We start from the raw sequence: 16,585 nt of genomic DNA, 5'->3' as shown, positions 1-16,585 counted from the left end.
AGCTGTGATATATTTTGGGCTATACGTCTGCAGTTTGGTCTCTGTGACCTTACCCATAACCCACATATTAAGCAAAAACGGATACATTAATATCATCTCCTCCTCTATGCAGACCCATTACAGGCCGAAATCCAGCAGCGCCAGGATTGCGGCCTCGTTCGCCTCGGTACGCTGCTGTAGTGTTACGATTTGCTCCGTTAAAGGCTTTTGATACATTGGTTCTGTAGGAAGCTCTCGGTTAATCGGCTCAAAGCTGAACTCCAGTTCTTCGGTTTCCAGGTTGACCCGATAGCCAGTAGCATGCATAAAGTCCTCTGAGTGCTGGCGATACTCCAGTTTGATCACTCCAATTGTTTCCGGTACCCGCTCATTGAGTACCTGATAGGCTGCAAAGTCCTGCTCCCATGTAGTCGTTACAACGTTACCCGACCGCTCTCCGGTATTTAAGATTACATTGCCGGTAGCCAATTCGTAATAAATCTTCATTCCGATATTCATTTTCTTCTTCCTCCCCTATTAAGCATACGCATACCAGTTGGCAGGACCGTTATTTAGCGGTGTAGTAACCTGGCTTATCTTAAATCCATTCGTAAGAATTTGGTTATTTCTAATTTGAGAAGCATAAATACCTCCAGCTCCTGACCCATCAGTTAATAACGAAACAAACCACTGTTCATTAAAATACCCAATAGTAATAGTTCCGTCATTACTGTAAGTTCTATATTGCACAAATACTATTTGAGGTGTAAAAGAAAGTCCCGTTACTGTCATCACATTTCCTTGCCCTTCAATTAAGCCAACGGTTCCTGATGCAGACAACTTGGGTTGTACTGTCCCATATACGCCAAAGATCTCAGCTCCCTGTGCAATGTACCACGGCTGTAAATATCCGTTCACACTTTTAAGCTGATCAACACTAACCTTGATCTCCCCGGCTCCGGCTCCACCTTTCCGGTATCCTTCTCGAGGGTATACAGCAAGCGCCCCGTCTCCCCACTTGCCTACGGACAGAGCTGGATCGGCTCCGACAGTGATAACCGGCATACTGCCTTGCATACCGAGAATATTAATATCAGAACGCACGTTACTTGCTATCAAACCAGGTGTGTCTGTACTTACCCAGGTAGACCCGTTATAGTAACCGGCAGGTGGTCTAAGGTGTACTACAGCGGATGTGTTACCAGCCTCACCCGGTCGCCAGTAGGCGGTGGCAGTGGGTGGTATGTTGCTATTTTCCGCAGATCTGTTCGGCATCGTTCCTGCTGTACCCGCGATAGTTGTTCCAGTTAGTACAGATGCAGCCGGAACAGATACAGCCGCAACAGTAATCGCTGTATCATAAATTCCTGCCGCCTTCACAACAGCCGAAGCTCCTGGCGTCACCGTCCCACCCGTTTGCACCGTCAGCGTACCGGTTACATCCCCCGCATCTGTTGCCGCCGTTTTTCCCGCGCGAATATCCCCGGCCACTGCATTCCCGGAGCCACCCGCGCTATCTGCCAAAAAATCCGTTCCAACCTTGCGGAACATATAGGGTTTGCCTGCAAGCAGTTTCCCGGCGGTGTACGCGATACCTTTTTGATCTTTCAATGGAATAGCCCCGAGACCGTTCACATTAAGTGTCGGGCCTGCTGTATTTACCAGATTCGGCACAATTGTAATACCAAATCCTTCGGGCAAACTCGCTGGTGCAGGAGTCAAATTAACAGTATAAGCTGCACCAGTACCTGACGTTATTGAATAAGCAGGCTGCCGCACGTAGTCCACAGTAGGGGACTTCCCATTCAGCTGCCCCTGAATCCCCGAGGTCACCCCATCCAAATACCCGAACTCCGCATTAGACACAATCCCTGTTCCGATCTTAGTCGCATCAATCGCCGCAGCGGCATTAACATCCGCATTCACAATCACCCCCGGAGCAATCGCGGTAACACCATCCCCCGTGCTGGTTACATCGCCGGTATGATTGGGATGCACATAATTATTTGCCCCGGCAGCCACGCCGTCCAGCTTCGCCTTATCCGCTGCAGCCATCAGCCCGGCGGCGGAAGCAGTAGCAGCGGCGGTGGATGCCTTGGCGTTCCATGCTGTGCGCTCAGCAGCCGTGATGTGCTTGACTGCATCTGCGGCATGATCCTGTACAGCCTTGACGGCTGTGTCCAGAATATCCATATTGCCGTTCAAATCCGTTATATCTACAATGTCTGTACCATCCGGCTTTTTCAGCCCCAAATTCCCCGTTGTTTTCATCGCTCACACTCCTATTCGTATACTCTTAATTCGTTCCAGGTTCTGGCATGTGCACTATTCCAGGTAAGCGTCTTAACAGAGTCCCACCAGGTGTAGCTGTACACGAAGCTATAATCCAGATGTGCCGGTTTAATCTCCTCCATGATCTGGATCAGACCCGCCATATTAGCCGGAATGCCCAGCGTGCCCACAAACCGCACTTCGAAGCTGGACGCTCCAGGCACCTCCACCACCTCAACATCCCCGCCGGAAAAAGCAGATGCCGTCCGCCGGATCATCTCCGGCGTGGTCGTTCCGCTACCCCGCAGCTTGGCCTTGATCATCTCCCGGCGGGTTGCGTAAGACTTACCCGTATCCGAAGTCAGCGCCAGCATCCGCTCCCAGCGGGACAGACTCCACGTTGCAGACTCCAGAGTCTTCTGCGCATCGCTGTCAGCCATCGCATAGGCAAGCTCACCGCACTGCGCACCGGCGCTCGCCTGCAGCTGCTCCATCTCTGGCACGCCCTGGTAATACTCCGGCAGGTACTTCATCAGATCCGGGACATTAACCTCCGGCCCCTCCCCCGTCACATCATCTGTCGAATACTCCAAAAGACCATATATACAGTCTCCGTAGGCCACGGCTACACCCCCTTAAGCTGATTCCAGGTTAGCGGACCTTTGGACATATACTCATGCGTATGGGCCGCCGGCGGGAATACGGATGGCTTGCCGTCCACACCGGACCAAGGCACACTATCCGCAGCCTGAGCGTAATCGACCTTGCCGTTGTTATTGGTATCATAGATGCTCTTCAGCATGTCGCCGGTGCTTTGGGCAGCAACCAGCAGCAAATTGCTGCTGCCATTCCCAATGTAGAGCTTGCCTGTATCGGTGCAGTAGCCCAGTTCGCCTGCGGCAAGCGTACCCAGCGCACTTTCCAGGCCGCGGCGAATTTGAATCAATGTCTTCAGTGCCATGGTCACCGCCCCCTAGAATGTTCCGCCATCTATACTGCCCACCGTCAACCGGTTACCGTTGCCCGCATCATAAACAATGCTGCTTCCGTCCACGTTGGCGGCAACACCTGCCGCATCTACAGTAATACCTTTGCCGGCGGTTACTGCAATCGCATCTGCACTTACCGTGATACCGTTGCCCGCTCCAACATTCAGCGTCACGGCATCCGCCTGTCCGCCGCCGGTGAGCCCGCTTCCTGCTGTAATGGTCTGCAGGGCTCCACCCGTACGCACCCAGGCGGTCCCGTTCCAGCTGTAAATTTTCTGCTCATCATCCACATAAGCCGTCCAGCCGACCGCAGGAACATAATACACCCAGACCGCAGATTGGTACTCTGCGACCTGATTGGTTTTCCCAGCCCATACACCGGTAGCTCCAGCCGGGATGATATACCGTTCACCTTCAACCGGACTGGCCGGCGGAGCGGTCAGATTCTGATCCTTGACCGAAGCCTGAGGCTCAATATTATGCTTGGCCAGCTCAATCTCATTTTTGATTTTTTGCGCAGACCACAGATCTGTAATTGCCGTACCCGTATCATTGATTAACCGGTGCTTAGTGGCATCGTCGATATGGGTTTTGATCTCTGCTGCGGTCTTCGTATTGGTGCCGTCAGACACCTTATTCGGATGACCTGCGGTGATGTCCGCCTTGAGTACTTTGGCATAGGTAGTGCCGTCTGCGATATCATCTACGGTGCCGGTCAGATCTGTTAATTTCTGCGCATTCACCCGGCGCCAGGCCGCCCCGTCATCAAAGTACAAATAACCGCTGTTACTTCCGCTGCTCACATAATACAGCCGGCCCACTGACGCTGCCGCAGGACGCGAAGCTTCAGGACCGGACAACGCCCGCCCGACCATGGAATTGGAGGTACCGTCTCCGATATAAATCTCCTTCGTATCTGTACAAAAGCCCATTTCGCCGGCCTTCAGCGTCCCGTAAGTGGACAGCTCTGCCCGCGTACCGCGTTTCACTTGAATAGTTTGTGCCATTTTACACCTCTCTTTTGAAAGATCCGCCGTCAATCAGCCCGGCCTTTTTATAACGCTCCAGCTCACTCTGCGTGGCTGTCAGCCCTGTCTGCAGCTGATTCACATCATCCGCTTCCACCGTATCTCCCGGCGTTTCGTAAGTCACATACACTTCCGGCACATCGGCATAGATCTTAATCATCCGCCGCCAAGGCGCCTCGTCAGGAAAAGATACCGAGTAATTCCGCACCTCAGTCCCGCTATAGCGTGAACCTGTATAGACGGATAGGGTCTGATTATTAATGTTATCGTGGGCAAGAAGCCCGCTGTACACACCGCCTGCAAGAAGAAGCTTCTCCTCGACGACATAGCTGCTGCCGTTTGCTTTTTTGTTCAGCTTATCCTGAAAGACATCAATCTGCTCCGGATATCCCATCGCTACACCTCCAGTACGATATTGCCGAATAGTGGCACTTCACTTTCGGTTAGAGTCACATTTCCCGTCCCGCCGTTCAGCTTCAGACCGCTATAATCCATAACACCCTCGGTATCCAGCAGCAGCGATCCAACTACGGATTGACTGATATAGGTGGCGGCAAAAGCTTTCTCTTTGCGGTATTTCTCCAGAATCGCTGTAAAAGCATTAATAACCGGCTGCAGCGCATAACCCGCTGCCAGTGTAACCCTGGCAGTGACGTTAATGGTTTTGCCTGTGGCCGATTCCACCGTCACTACAGCTCCCACCGGAGCTTGTCCTTCGCCAAGTCCCGGAGCAGGATCAATGTATTGCTGCACTTGAGAGACCAGCAGCGCGGAAGCAGGCTTATGCTCCGCATTCACAATGACCACTTTGACCGTCTTCGGCCCGGCCCAAAGCGGAAAGACCCGCGCTCCCCCTACGCCCTGGATGTCCTGTGCCCATTCCATATAATGATATTTATTGCCGCTCGTCGAAGGCCGTCTTGCCGAATCGAAGTACCGCTGGCGCAGCGCCTCATCTGACTCCGCATCCGTACCGGGAACGAGCAGTGCCGTAATCTCCCCACGGGCCAACCCCGGGATATAATCGATGGGCAGCAGCGCACCCGAGTACTGATTCCCCTCTGCACCGGCGGTCTCACTTTCGAGACGATACGTTCCGGGCGAAAGCTTCTCCGCCGCGCTATAATGGAGCAAGCCCAGCGAAAACCGGCTGCCCAGAGGAACATCCAGCAGTTCCCCTCCGCTGGTATAGAACTTTCCGCTCAGCTGCGCTTTTCCTGCGGGGTGACGGGTGATTCCCGTCCAGGCAATGCTGCGTTCCAGATACTCACCACCCGCTGTATCAGGGAAATACAGATTATTGCTGACCTCAAGCTCAATATACATCTGGGCCATTTCGGCCGCCGCCGGAGCGAGTGCATCATAAATAATGCTTCCCTCGCGCTTGTCCATCCCTTCCGGAACCCGGTCCAGCATGCGTTCGAGCAGGGCCTCATAGGTCTGATCTTCATACACCGGCAATCTCCTCCTTTCTCAGTTCAAAATTGCCGTAAACCGTGACAGCTGTGCAGCTGAAGCTTACCGTATCACCGTTAAAAAGAATTTCCACATCCTCAAGCTGCTGAATCCGCTCATCCTGAAGCAGCGCCTCACTTACGATTCTGCGCAGCTCCGGCCGGGCCAGCAGCCTGTCCTGTCCCAGTACGAGACTCCATTCCGTTCCGTAGTTTGGACTATAGATCAAATGCTCAAAACGGGCGGTCTGCAGCACCTTAACTGCTGCCTGTTTCACTGCCTCAAGTCCATCCATACGTCCGGCTATCCGCTTGTGCTCAAAATCCATCCGGTACGTTAGGCTGGGGCTAATGCCTGAAGCTGTTGCACTCCCCTCAAGAGCTGCCGTAACCGGACCCGATCTGCCGATTGCCGGGATCATAGGTCCACCAGCCGATCCAGAACGATATAGCTCTGCCCGCCCTGCATCCGGACGAGCAGCACGCGGTCACCCGCTTCCAGACCCCGGCGGAGCAAGATCTCTCTGCCCTCAAGCACTGCCTTGCTCTCCATCACGGACTCTGGCACAACCAGCGCCGGTCCAGTCAGAATGAACCGCTGCTCCACCTGGATCTGCAACGGCTGTGCCCCGACTACCGTTCCATAAGAAAAAGCCACCGGATTCGTATTCGATACGGCCCCGAGGCTTGCTTGTTTAATAATATCGAGCATGTCTTCTACACCACCTTAATGTCTAGGGACATCGTATGCTCCCCTCCTGAAATCTTATGGCTGCATTGGTCGACCAGAAACAGCTGCGTCTCAAACTCATCAAGCAGTACATAGATGAAATTCCCGGCCCGGACCCGAATATCACCAATCGCTTGTACAGAGAGGCTAAGCTTCTCGCGGTTATGCAGCTTCAGCAGATTGCCTGCCTTCTCCTGGATTTGCGCAGCATTCGCCTTGTCATCCGCCTTCTGGTACAGATGAAGAATTCCCCAGCGTTCCACATTTTCCTTATCCGTTGCCGGGAAAAACTCACGTTTGCCGGTTTCCTCATTGTCTTGATAGAGCAGGATCGTATTGTACGTATCATCGTCAATGCTTCTTTTAAGCGAATAATCATACAGATAATGACCAGCACCAAGGATTACATTCAGCAGCATTGCCTGAGGTGCACGCAGGGTCAGCTTTCCGAAATCATCATAAAAAGCCATCAGCTGACCCATATACTGCAGCTCGCTGCCGATGGCGCCCATAATAATATCAAGCAATTTTTTATTATCCTCGATCAGGGAGGGGATCGTGTACTTCGCCGGGTCCAGCACTCCGAGCCGAAGGCCATAGTCTGTAGCGACTTTGCGGATCAGCTCACTTGCAGTAATATCCTGCAGCACATAGCTGCCGTTGCCCAGCAGATAACGAATCTGATCATACGCCGTCAGCTTAATTTCCTGATTCGCTCCCGTATCGATGCTGAAGACGAACCCGTAGAATACATCAATCCCGTCTTTCCTGAACTGCACAATATCCCCGTTACTGATGCCGAACTTCGCATGCTGGTAAATCCCGCTGTCCGCCAGCGTAAGCTCGAGTGTGGCAGGCTTTCCGGTACGCGTGGTTTTCCATGAGATATCAGTGGCAATCCCGGAAACATCCCAGATCGCGCCTTCTTTATTGATTACTATTAATTCCATCGCCATGGCCTCCTACGACAGCTTAATCACTCTGCCGATTTTAAGCTTCTTCAGTTCACTGTCCGGGATACTGTTAAGCTTTTGCAGAGTTTTGCTTTTGCTGCCGTCACCCAGGTGCTTTTGAGCAATGGACCAGAGGGTATCCCCGGCTTTGATCGTATAAGTGGCGGGTGCTGTCTTCTCGCTTGCCCGTTTCTGCTGCGTCTTCACTTCACCCTTGTTGTCAATCTTCATGGCTAACGCCTGATAGAATACATACTTTTTGAGACCGATAGTATACTCGATGTCCCCGGAAGAACCCGCACTCAGCTTCCAGGAGAAGCTTTCAATGCTGACCGCCATATTGATGCCAATGTCCCCGGTAAAAGTCTGCTGCGCCTGCGTTTTCGCCTGCTTCAGCCAATCTGGAGTCTGCGTATCCTGCACATTCACTGCCTTCAGCCCCGAGAAAACAAACCGGACCGGCCTGCGGCTCAGCATCCATTTCCGGATCAGCTCCACATATTCATAGGGCTTCAGCAGCTTGCCGGCATTCTCTCCCGAATACACCACAAACGGATAATACTGTGCCGGAAAAATACTCTCAATGGTGATCTCTGTCAGCTTCGGATAAGCAATAGCATTGATCTCACCAAAATCAATGACCGTATAGCTCTTGCTGTCACCATTCTCTTTGATCTCGAGGGTCTCAGGGTTAACCGGAAGCCGGATCACCTCTTCATAGTTGTTGAAGCTAAGATAGAACCCATACTCTTCCACGTTACGTATACACCCCCTGGGCCGTAGAGACAAATTCCTCTTTCAGCTTTTGCCCGATCTTCGTGATGATGGAGTCAATATCGCCGGAGTTATTAATATTACCCGTTGTTACCTGAACAGTTGGCGTCAGCTCGACAAAATTCTGAATCGACTGAATCTCCGCCAGCTCCCGCAGCATATCCAGATCATCGCTGGAGATATCCACCTTTTCATTAATGGAACCTACTTCGCCCACTTTGTTGACGCTGTTGATGTTCGCTGCAGCGGCTTGAGCAGGATTCTGGGATTTATCATCTTTTGGCTTGACCCGATCCAGCTTGGTATTGAATTTTGCGGGGAGATCTGATGCCTTGTCCCCATACTCCTTTACTGTTTTGGCGGTATCCACAAATTCTTTCTTTTTGGTATTGTACACATCCTTAGTTGATGTAGGCTCTACCAGGGTACCTTGAGCATTCTTAACCATATCACTGAAGACATGCGGATTCTCTGCTTCAAGAAAGTTAGGTTTGAAATCGGCCAGAAATTCAAAACCGGGAAATTTGCTTAACCACCCCGCCATAACTTGAATTCCCTTAAGTACAAAATTGATGCCTTCTGCTATAGCCTTTACGAACCCGCCTGCAAAGCTTTCAACACCTAACGCCATTTGGTAGATGAAGCCCAGGAAGTTCGTGGCCAGGTCATAAAATAGCTTTTGCACAGCATATGTCGGATCAATAAACAAGTTACGGAAGAAGTCTGCAAATGAAACGAAGTTATTATAGAGACCGATAACAAAATTCTCTATAGTTGCCCGCAGCCAGCCAAAAGCTCCCCCGATAAAAGCCACTACCTCGTTTACGGACACACCTGCTTGTTGAAGAATATAGATAAGCAGCGCTACAGCCGCAACAATTAAAAGGATCGGCCACATGCCTACAAGCCACGCGGCAGCAAGATTATATAACTGCACAATCATTGCAGCTATGAAGACAATGGCAATGGCCGCAAGGATCGGCCCTACAACATCCCAGTTCTCCTGGAACGCTGTAAACATATACAAGATGCCATTTACAACTTCTCCAATCACAGTAGCTATTACCAAGAATGCATTCGCGATCAGATTTAGTGCAGTAGACATTCCTTCAGATTGAAATGCATTATTCAAGGTATCCAGAATCGGACGCAACGCAACGATGGCTTTTTGACCCATCATTTCAACTGCGCTATCCATGTTGCCCTGCAGCTTGTTCCATTTCCCCTTATCTTCCTCCGTTGCGTTCGCAGCTATCGCTTTCGTACCCAGTGACTTAACCTTATCGAACACACCGCCAAGGTCCAGTGAACCCAAGGAGTCCTTCGTTTTGGAGAGGAATCCCGGCTCCGCTGCTTTCCGTGCCTTTTCTGCTGCCTTTTGTTCCTTTTCCGCTGCAGCTTCCTTCTTCTTGTTCTGCATATAACCTATGGCTTTATCCCCAACGTAAGTGATTAATTCGAATCCGCCTACGTCCAGTGCCTTCATTATTTTTTGAACTTCACCCATGAATCCGCTTTTGGCATTCCGGACATCGTTATTATCCGGATCGTCATCGTTAGAACTGCCCGCAGAGCGGCGGGACCTGGAAGAGTCACCTTCATCCGCGAGCCGTCTGGCCGCTTCCTGAGACTGCATGAACCCTTCCATGAAAGACTTGTTTTTCTCTTCATACACCCGCTCCAGTATCTGCTGCAGATCACCCAGCGAGTGGCTGGCCCGGTTAAAATTCTGGTTCAGCCGGTCCCACTGTGAGTTCACATTTTGCCAGACGGTTAATGCTGTTACGGGAACCAATGCTGTACTCGTAATTTCCATTCATTCACCCCCTTCATCTCTTCTTCCCCTTACTCCGGGCGCGCTCCCGCTTCTCCTTGTCCACGCGCACAGCAATCATGGCATAGATCGCTGCACGTTCGCGGACGGAGAGCTTCATCAGCTCATGCGGCAGAATATGCAGCTCGTGGAGGGCGTAGTAGGCCAGATTGGCCTCACCATCGCCCTCGTTGATTAGTTTTTTACGTCATCTACCAGCTCGTTCATATCTGTAGCGAAGCCGTTCAGGGCCTGTACCCGCTCACCAAGCGCCGCGAACTCACCGGGCAGCAGCATTTTGCGCAGCAGTGATTCGGCCCCCATCACCCCATAAGAACGCTGCAGCTCGGTGTTCTTCAGATCCGGATGCACTACGCTTGCCGTCATCAGCTTGGCCATATACTCATTGGGATCAATCTCCGTGGTGTAGGTGCCGTTCTTTCCTTTGACCTTGCGGGTTGCAGCTTTTCGGCACTCCTGGTTCTCATCTTCATTCATGCTGCGCAGCTTCCAGACCGCAGCTTTACCTTCTTTATCCTTGAAACGTAGCGAGACCACAAACTCCTCTGTTGTATCACATGCCGCATTTTGCGCAAAAAACAAACTTAATTCACTCATGTTGTTCCTCCCGGATTCTTATTGTGTATAGATAGAGAAGAGACCCGCCGCCATAAAATACGCCCGGGTCTTTCCAGCTCTTGTCTATGGATATGCCTGCTTAATCTTATTGGCCGGAATTTGCCGGGGCACTGAAGGGCTGAACCAATTCCACATCCTCAAAAGTAAAGCTGACCTCTTCCTCAAGCGCATCCGATTCCGTATCCAGCGAGGCCATAATGACACTGTCCAGATTAACATCCTTCAGCATGATGCGCTGTGCGCCAACTGTAGAGGACGGGTCTTCATTCGTTACAATAATACTGAAATACTGGTCAATCCCCGTCTTCATGTATTCCAGCATCATTTGGCGGAAACGGCTCGTCATATAGAAAATCGTCATCGTACCGCTGCCCGACCAGCCGGTTGCCTTATGCTGCACCCCGCGGCGACCAAGCGTTTTCACTTCCGCCTTCTGCTTCTCCACCGTGGCTTCCAACGTTTTTACATAGAACATTTCTTCCGTCTGTCCGTTAATTGTGGCATAGGCCCGGCCCTCCTGGCCGGATAGCGTATCGCTGGCTTTCAAGAATGTCATCTTAAACCACCTTCACTTTCATATATACTTTTTCTACGGAATCCACCGGCTTCACAGCCACATCCAGTACAACACTGTCACTGTCCGCTCCCGGGGTAACTACAATATCGCTCTGTGCGTTGAAGTTCTCAATCGCCCCCAGGTTCTGCAGATCATTCATATAGGTGACGCACTGCGACCAGAAGAGCGCACGCCCGTCTTCATTATTCGGCAATTTACCGATGAAGTAATTCTCAAAAATCCGCTTCAAATCACCGGCGATTCCATCCAGCACGCGCAGCACACGGTTTTTGGAGAAGGCCTTCCCCTTGTCTGGTGAAAATGAAGTGAACGTGTTGATATCCTGCTCCACCACAGCCCGGCCGCCATTATACGTAAAGAGCAGTTCACCGTCTGTAAGCGCGGCTACGGTCTCGGAATGGCTGAAGCGCACATCCGCGTCAACGGCATCATCATAAGCCTGATAAGTCAGAGATTCGTTCACTGCAGCGGCGGCAGTAGCACCGGCTACCCAAGCCACGGCATGCGCTTTATCCACCACGGTTCCATCACTCAGCACTACACCGTTTGCCACACTGATAATGCCCTCATGGTCAGCCGTAGCATAATCGGACAATACCGCCTGGACCTTCTTGCCTTCCGTATTGCGCAGACGCTTCACATAAGCGCTATATAGCGCCTTGAGTGTGTTATCCTCGGATACCAGCCCCACAGTCTGGAAGTCCTGAACCTCCAGCGCCGCCAGGAAGTCGCTATGTTCTGCATTCGTTACCGTACCATTCGCACCGCTTACAAGCGGCATTCCAGCTGTTAACGTCAGCGCACCGGGTCCATTCGGCTTAAATTCTACATAGTCGTTCGCAGTCAGCCCGGCAGCCGCAGCTACTGTCTGCTTGTCCACCTCTGTATTCTCAAGCAAAGTCCGCACATCGAACTGAGCGTTGTCGTCGATATTCTTTTCGATAACAATCTTGAGTGCATTTCCGCGTTCCCCGCCATACAGCGCCGTAGCCTGCACCCCGTTATTGGTGACAGTAGCCTTAACTCCCTGATTCAAGCGGTAGAGCAGCAGCGTACCTGCCCGTTTCAGTACCTCTCTTACCGGCAGCAGCTGCGAATCTGTCAGATCAAACCCTAGCTTCTGCTTAAAATCATCCTGGGCAGTAAGCTTAAGAATGACTCCAGCTTGTCCCCAAGGCAGCGTAAGCGCCAGGGCCGCCGTACCGCGTTCCCCCATTTTACCTGACACGCTTCCGTTCGAAGCCACATTTACGTATACCCCCGGACGCACCTTGTTTTGTGTTGTCCATGTTCCTCCAGCCATTAGATAACCTCCTTATTTAGATAAAGCTCCATTAATTGCTTAGCCTCTTCCAGGGTGTAGCTCCCGCTCTCTTGCAGAACTACTTCCAGTACATCTTTTTCCTTCGGCGAAAATAAGACAGAACCCATAATCTGCTTTTTGCCAAAAGCATTCTGCTCTTTCCCGCCCCGCTTCAGCTCACTTGCATTCATTTCCTTTGAATTCATTTCAGCCGCGCTCCTTCTGTGAAGTGACCCATCAGTTCTGACTCGCCCTGCGGCTGCTTCTGCTTCTGGAGATAGAGCATATAGTCCACTGTGAACAGCGGCCCATGTCCCTCTGCTCCTGCCTCCCATGACTGGCGAATCACACGAAAAGAAGAATTCCCGCTTTCCCTGGACGCCAGCGCTTCACACAAGCCGTCCGCCATGCCCTCTGCATCCAGCAGACTTCCCTGCTCGTAGCGGATACCGAAACGGTACACCGCCATGTATCTGCCTTCACGCTGCCGGTCGTAGGTTGCTGAGATGAGCCCCGGTTTGAAGTAGGCTGACTGCGGCTTGTCCCCTTCCACATAGACAGGTACATCCGGATAATACTCTGCCAGCGCATCTGTGATGTTCTCCCGCAATTGTTGTACAGTCATGATTTCATTCCTCTCATGATTAGTTGTGATAATCCCTCCCCCCTTCCTTGAAATTACAAACGGATACTATCCTGACAAGAGTAATATCCGCCTTGTATTAGGCCTCTGCTGAAGAAACTTTCACCACGCTTGTTCCTCAACCCCCAAGGGACTGTATCTTGTAGAGCATTCATGCTCCAGCGGTGTCCTTCTGCTTCATTTGCCATGTTATAAATATAGACCCTTTGAATCCTTGCGCAGACGCTATTACAGAGGAGAAAGGACTAACTTCCGGAGACCCTTGGGATGAAAAAAGGTGGTGCCAGTGGTCCACGTAAAAAAAGCCGCATCACCCATTGGGCAACACGGCTTCGTGTACTTCTTATTATCTAAACAACCGAATCTCCAGGCTATTTCTGCGAAAAGGTTCTGCTTCAGCAGACAGTCTGCTATTTCTACTTGCGGGTCCCTGATGTTTTCTCTAGCGAAGCTAATGACAACAACTGCAGATCTGCGAGCGCCAGCGCCATCTTATAGAACGCCTTCGACCTTATTTTCACATAAGTGTCCTTGCTCACAGGGGGATCAAACACATGATTATAGATCGTGTAGTCGTAGCTCTCCTCTCTGCGCAAGTAACGCTCCCGCACAAGCTGCTGTTCTCTAAGTGTAAGTCTCTCTACTACGGAATCTATCATTGCACAGTATGCTCTTCTTGCCGCAGGCACATCCACGTTATGAGTTGCTATGGCCGCCGTCTGATCCGTAACCGAGTTAGTCGCGCCATGGAATCTTTCCGTATAAGAGTAAGTAATCCCGGCCTCTTTAGCCTCGAAAGTTACGGTCTTAAAAATACGGTATTTCTCCAGCATATTCTCTATAGTGACCTGAGTAAGACGGCGGTCAAGCTCGGGCAGCGAAGCTAGAATCATCATGTTAACCACTCCTTTTGATGTCATACAGATTTGAGAACTTTATTGCGGACCTTTCCAGCCAAATGTGGTAAAATTCTACTTGTTCGTATGTTGTTCGCCTTTTTCAATAATATACCACTTATCTGCCAATTCCGTAAAATGCCATTTAGGCCCGTTTTAGAGCAGAAACAAGCTATATTCATTATTTATCTTACCTTTTGGCAATAATGGCCGCTTTATTGTTTACCTATTGGCATAAATAGCTTATATTAATAGCAACAGCTTATTAGGTGATAAGGAGTGGTTAACAATGGCAGAGGAATTCGGGAACTATCTGAAACAGCTTCGGGAAGGAAAGGGACTGACAATCAATCAGTTGGCATCCCTTGCCGGAATCAGCGGAGCACAAATATCGCGGATAGAGAATGGACTACGGGGTGTCCCTAAGCCGGCTACACTGCGTAAGATTGCTGAAGCGACCGATGTCTCTTATGAGGAGCTTATGGGCCATGCCGGTCATTTAACCGAATCACAGAGCAGTACTGGAGGGTCAGTGCCCGCATGGGCTACGAGTAAGGATAAGCGTGATTTCCGTCAAATGCTTGAGGATGATGGCGAGCTGATGTTCGACGGAATCCCACTGAACAAGGAGGATAAGCAGCGGATCAAGGATGTATTAACAGGCCTATTCTGGGAGGCCAAGCAGATGAACAAAAGAACTAAGCCCAAGCACGATTCAGGTACGAAGGAATAGCCAGGCAATCATACAACTATTAACATGCTGCGGGTGAAGAATATGGATGAGCTAATCAAGCGTCTGGTCAAAAAATATAAAACCAACAACCCCTTCGAGCTGGCTGGGGCCCTCGGCATTCACATCAGGTTCATCAATCTGGGCGAAGGCACCAAGGGCTTGTATTACCGTAAGTTAAGAAGAAGGTTTATCGTCATTCATAATGAGCTGCCTCTGGAGTGGCAGCGGTTTGTATGTGCACATGAATTGGCTCATGACCGTCTGCATAAAGGGGTCAACCGTTTTTTTCTGGAAGAAAACTCTTTTTTCTCACCGGGGAAGCTGGAGCGTCAGGCTAATATATTCGCAGTGAAGCTGCTATCCGCTGGCACTTCTATCGAGCAGGATGAATCTTTACAGAGCTATTATGCAAGGATAGGCATCCCGGCAGAGGTTGTCTTTTTTTTAGACGATTAAAGGAACATATGTTCCTTTAATTACGCAACAAAAAACTCTTACTTAGGTAAGAGTTCATTGCCAGCTATTAGCTGTGTTATCGGGATGACACGATTTGAACATGCGACCCCCTGGTCCCAAACCAGGTGCTCTACCAAGCTGAGCTACATCCCGAAACTATGAAATTTAATATGGAGCGGGTGATGGGAATCGAACCCACGCTATCAGCTTGGAAGGCTGAAGTTCTACCATTGAACTACACCCGCAAAGGTGAAATATCGGGATGACACGATTTGAACATGCGACCCCCTGGTCCCAAACCAGGTGCTCTACCAAGCTGAGCTACATCCCGTTAATATAAAAGCTATACTGCAAAGTAATAATGGCGCGCCCTGAGAGATTCGAACTCCCGACCTTTTGATTCGTAGTCAAACGCTCTATCCAGCTGAGCTAAGGGCGCAAAAATTATGGAGCGGACGACGGGAATCGAACCCGCGACCCTCGCCTTGGCAAGGCGATGCTCTACCGCTGAGCCACGTCCGCAAATAAGTGGTGCGCGTGAAGGGACTTGAACCCCCACGTCTTACGACGCCAGATCCTAAGTCTGGTGCGTCTGCCATTCCGCCACACGCGCATAAAACTAATAAAAGTGAGCCATGAAGGACTCGAACCTTCGACACCCTGATTAAAAGTCAGGTGCTCTACCAACTGAGCTAATGGCTCGCAATTGGCAGGGGATATAGGATTCGAACCTATGATGACGGAGTCAGAGTCCGTTGCCTTACCGCTTGGCGAATCCCCTACAATAGATACCTATATAATGCCCACAATCTCCCACAAATATCAAGAAAATTATGGTGGAGGCTGAGGGGTTCGAACCCCCGACCCTCTGCTTGTAAGGCAGATGCTCTCCCAGCTGAGCTAAGCCTCCATATGTATGGTGACCCAAAAGGGGTGAAACTCAGGGAATTCTCATCCCATCAAAAATTGGTGACCCGTATGGGATTCGAACCCATGTTACCTCCGTGAAAGGGAGGTGTCTTAACCCCTTGACCAACGGGCCTCAGTAAATCTGTGGAGCTCTCAACCGGATTCGAACCGGTGACCTCTTCCTTACCATGGAAGCACTCTACCTGCTGAGCTATGAGAGCATGGCTCCCCGAACAGGACTCGAACCTGTGACAACTCGATTAACAGTCGAGTGCTCTACCAACTGAGCTATCAGGGAATATTGTCCGCTTGGCAGCGTCCTACTCTCCCAGGACCCTTCGGTCCAAGTACCATCGGCGCTGGAGGGCTTAACGGTCGTGTTCGGGATGGGTACGCGTGGAACCCCTCCGCTATCGCCACCAAACGGGCATTTACAGC

The 16,585-nt window shown here is 50.9% G+C and carries 20 protein-coding genes, 12 tRNA genes and 1 rRNA gene; 2 read left to right on the top strand and 31 right to left on the bottom strand.

What is annotated here, in order from left to right; translation table 11 throughout:
* Positions 1–117: 117 nt before the first annotated feature.
* The 18 genes from NSQ73_RS01720 to NSQ73_RS01635 form a co-directional block, all read right to left on the bottom strand.
* Positions 118–498, bottom strand: a complete 381-nt coding sequence (locus NSQ73_RS01720; protein WP_340985192.1) for a hypothetical protein — start codon at positions 496–498, stop codon at positions 118–120.
* Between the two features lie 18 nt (positions 499–516).
* Positions 517–2,250 carry a hypothetical protein gene (locus tag NSQ73_RS01715; protein WP_340985191.1) on the bottom strand — a complete coding sequence of 578 codons (1,734 nt, stop codon included), beginning with the start codon at positions 2,248–2,250 and terminating at the stop codon, positions 517–519.
* 11 nt (positions 2,251–2,261) lie between these two features.
* Positions 2,262–2,873, bottom strand: coding sequence for a putative phage tail protein (locus NSQ73_RS01710; protein WP_340985190.1), 612 nt, complete (start codon positions 2,871–2,873; stop codon positions 2,262–2,264).
* A gap of 2 nt (positions 2,874–2,875) precedes the next feature.
* Complete coding sequence (locus tag NSQ73_RS01705; RefSeq protein WP_340985189.1) at positions 2,876–3,211, bottom strand: hyaluronate lyase N-terminal domain-containing protein; 336 nt, start codon at positions 3,209–3,211, stop codon at positions 2,876–2,878.
* A 12-nt stretch (positions 3,212–3,223) separates the two neighbouring features.
* Positions 3,224–4,246: a DUF2793 domain-containing protein gene (locus NSQ73_RS01700; protein ID WP_340985188.1), complete on the bottom strand. Its 1,023-nt coding sequence runs from the start codon at positions 4,244–4,246 to the stop codon at positions 3,224–3,226.
* 1 nt (position 4,247) lies between these two features.
* Complete coding sequence (locus NSQ73_RS01695) at positions 4,248–4,661, bottom strand: hypothetical protein (protein WP_042140110.1); 414 nt, start codon at positions 4,659–4,661, stop codon at positions 4,248–4,250.
* A 2-nt stretch (positions 4,662–4,663) separates the two neighbouring features.
* A complete protein-coding gene (locus tag NSQ73_RS01690) occupies positions 4,664–5,722 on the bottom strand; it encodes a baseplate J/gp47 family protein (RefSeq protein ID WP_340985187.1) in 1,059 nt (352 codons plus the stop codon).
* The gene (locus NSQ73_RS01685) at positions 5,715–6,143 is read right to left on the bottom strand and encodes a DUF2634 domain-containing protein (RefSeq protein WP_052422123.1); all 429 of its coding nucleotides are present in this window, start codon (positions 6,141–6,143) and stop codon (positions 5,715–5,717) included. The genes NSQ73_RS01690 and NSQ73_RS01685 overlap by 8 nt, the downstream gene beginning before the upstream one ends.
* Positions 6,140–6,433: a DUF2577 domain-containing protein gene (locus NSQ73_RS01680; protein ID WP_340985186.1), complete on the bottom strand. Its 294-nt coding sequence runs from the start codon at positions 6,431–6,433 to the stop codon at positions 6,140–6,142. Before NSQ73_RS01680 ends, NSQ73_RS01685 begins: the two co-directional genes overlap by 4 nt.
* A gap of 5 nt (positions 6,434–6,438) precedes the next feature.
* The gene (locus tag NSQ73_RS01675) at positions 6,439–7,401 is read right to left on the bottom strand and encodes an XkdQ/YqbQ family protein (protein ID WP_042140113.1); all 963 of its coding nucleotides are present in this window, start codon (positions 7,399–7,401) and stop codon (positions 6,439–6,441) included.
* 12 nt (positions 7,402–7,413) lie between these two features.
* Entirely contained in the window at positions 7,414–8,160 is a 747-nt protein-coding gene (locus NSQ73_RS01670; RefSeq protein WP_076247144.1) for a LysM peptidoglycan-binding domain-containing protein, read from the bottom strand.
* A 1-nt stretch (position 8,161) separates the two neighbouring features.
* The gene (locus tag NSQ73_RS01665; protein ID WP_340985185.1) at positions 8,162–9,994 is read right to left on the bottom strand and encodes a hypothetical protein; all 1,833 of its coding nucleotides are present in this window, start codon (positions 9,992–9,994) and stop codon (positions 8,162–8,164) included.
* Positions 9,995–10,186: 192 nt separating this feature from the next.
* Entirely contained in the window at positions 10,187–10,609 is a 423-nt protein-coding gene (locus NSQ73_RS01660) for a phage tail assembly chaperone (protein ID WP_042239937.1), read from the bottom strand.
* Positions 10,610–10,715: 106 nt separating this feature from the next.
* Positions 10,716–11,186 carry a phage tail tube protein gene (locus NSQ73_RS01655; RefSeq protein WP_039294168.1) on the bottom strand — a complete coding sequence of 157 codons (471 nt, stop codon included), beginning with the start codon at positions 11,184–11,186 and terminating at the stop codon, positions 10,716–10,718.
* 1 nt (position 11,187) lies between these two features.
* On the bottom strand, positions 11,188–12,510 hold the full coding sequence (locus NSQ73_RS01650; RefSeq protein ID WP_076247150.1) for a phage tail sheath family protein: 1,323 nt from the start codon (positions 12,508–12,510) through the stop codon (positions 11,188–11,190).
* Positions 12,510–12,716 (bottom strand): hypothetical protein, encoded by a 207-nt coding sequence (locus NSQ73_RS01645; RefSeq protein ID WP_340985184.1) that lies wholly within the window; start codon positions 12,714–12,716, stop codon positions 12,510–12,512. The genes NSQ73_RS01650 and NSQ73_RS01645 overlap by 1 nt, the downstream gene beginning before the upstream one ends.
* Complete coding sequence (locus NSQ73_RS01640; protein WP_340985183.1) at positions 12,713–13,135, bottom strand: phage tail terminator family protein; 423 nt, start codon at positions 13,133–13,135, stop codon at positions 12,713–12,715. Before NSQ73_RS01640 ends, NSQ73_RS01645 begins: the two co-directional genes overlap by 4 nt.
* Positions 13,136–13,569: 434 nt before the next feature.
* The gene (locus tag NSQ73_RS01635; RefSeq protein ID WP_418794484.1) at positions 13,570–14,046 is read right to left on the bottom strand and encodes an ArpU family phage packaging/lysis transcriptional regulator; all 477 of its coding nucleotides are present in this window, start codon (positions 14,044–14,046) and stop codon (positions 13,570–13,572) included.
* Positions 14,047–14,338: 292 nt separating this feature from the next.
* Between NSQ73_RS01635 and NSQ73_RS01630 the strand changes: the two genes are divergently transcribed.
* Both NSQ73_RS01630 and NSQ73_RS01625 read left to right on the top strand, forming a co-directional pair.
* Positions 14,339–14,782 carry a helix-turn-helix domain-containing protein gene (locus NSQ73_RS01630; RefSeq protein ID WP_039294154.1) on the top strand — a complete coding sequence of 148 codons (444 nt, stop codon included), beginning with the start codon at positions 14,339–14,341 and terminating at the stop codon, positions 14,780–14,782.
* A 42-nt stretch (positions 14,783–14,824) separates the two neighbouring features.
* Positions 14,825–15,238, top strand: coding sequence for an ImmA/IrrE family metallo-endopeptidase (locus NSQ73_RS01625; RefSeq protein ID WP_039294354.1), 414 nt, complete (start codon positions 14,825–14,827; stop codon positions 15,236–15,238).
* Positions 15,239–15,317: 79 nt separating this feature from the next.
* Here NSQ73_RS01625 and NSQ73_RS01620 read toward each other — a convergent pair.
* From NSQ73_RS01620 to rrf, 13 genes are all read right to left on the bottom strand, one after another.
* A tRNA-Pro gene (locus tag NSQ73_RS01620) sits at positions 15,318–15,391 on the bottom strand.
* A gap of 18 nt (positions 15,392–15,409) precedes the next feature.
* Positions 15,410–15,483, bottom strand: a tRNA-Gly gene (locus NSQ73_RS01615).
* 12 nt (positions 15,484–15,495) lie between these two features.
* A tRNA-Pro gene (locus NSQ73_RS01610) sits at positions 15,496–15,569 on the bottom strand.
* Between the two features lie 31 nt (positions 15,570–15,600).
* Positions 15,601–15,677 (bottom strand) — tRNA-Arg (locus tag NSQ73_RS01605).
* Positions 15,678–15,685: 8 nt separating this feature from the next.
* Positions 15,686–15,760, bottom strand: a tRNA-Gly gene (locus NSQ73_RS01600).
* Between the two features lie 7 nt (positions 15,761–15,767).
* Positions 15,768–15,851 (bottom strand) — tRNA-Leu (locus NSQ73_RS01595).
* Positions 15,852–15,867: 16 nt separating this feature from the next.
* Positions 15,868–15,940: transfer RNA gene (locus tag NSQ73_RS01590), tRNA-Lys, on the bottom strand.
* A 5-nt stretch (positions 15,941–15,945) separates the two neighbouring features.
* Positions 15,946–16,019 (bottom strand) — tRNA-Gln (locus tag NSQ73_RS01585).
* 53 nt (positions 16,020–16,072) lie between these two features.
* Positions 16,073–16,148, bottom strand: a tRNA-Val gene (locus NSQ73_RS01580).
* 57 nt (positions 16,149–16,205) lie between these two features.
* A tRNA-Glu gene (locus tag NSQ73_RS01575) sits at positions 16,206–16,280 on the bottom strand.
* Positions 16,281–16,292: 12 nt separating this feature from the next.
* Positions 16,293–16,368, bottom strand: a tRNA-Thr gene (locus NSQ73_RS01570).
* A 1-nt stretch (position 16,369) separates the two neighbouring features.
* Positions 16,370–16,445: transfer RNA gene (locus tag NSQ73_RS01565), tRNA-Asn, on the bottom strand.
* Between the two features lie 9 nt (positions 16,446–16,454).
* Positions 16,455–16,571 (bottom strand): 5S ribosomal RNA (gene rrf, locus NSQ73_RS01560).
* Between the last annotated feature and the right edge of the window lie 14 nt (positions 16,572–16,585).

Source organism: Paenibacillus sp. FSL R10-2736, from assembly GCF_038000245.1.
In the GTDB taxonomy this organism is placed as follows: domain Bacteria; phylum Bacillota; class Bacilli; order Paenibacillales; family Paenibacillaceae; genus Paenibacillus_AQ; species Paenibacillus_AQ phytohabitans.
This window is presented reverse-complemented; position numbering and strand designations above follow the sequence as displayed.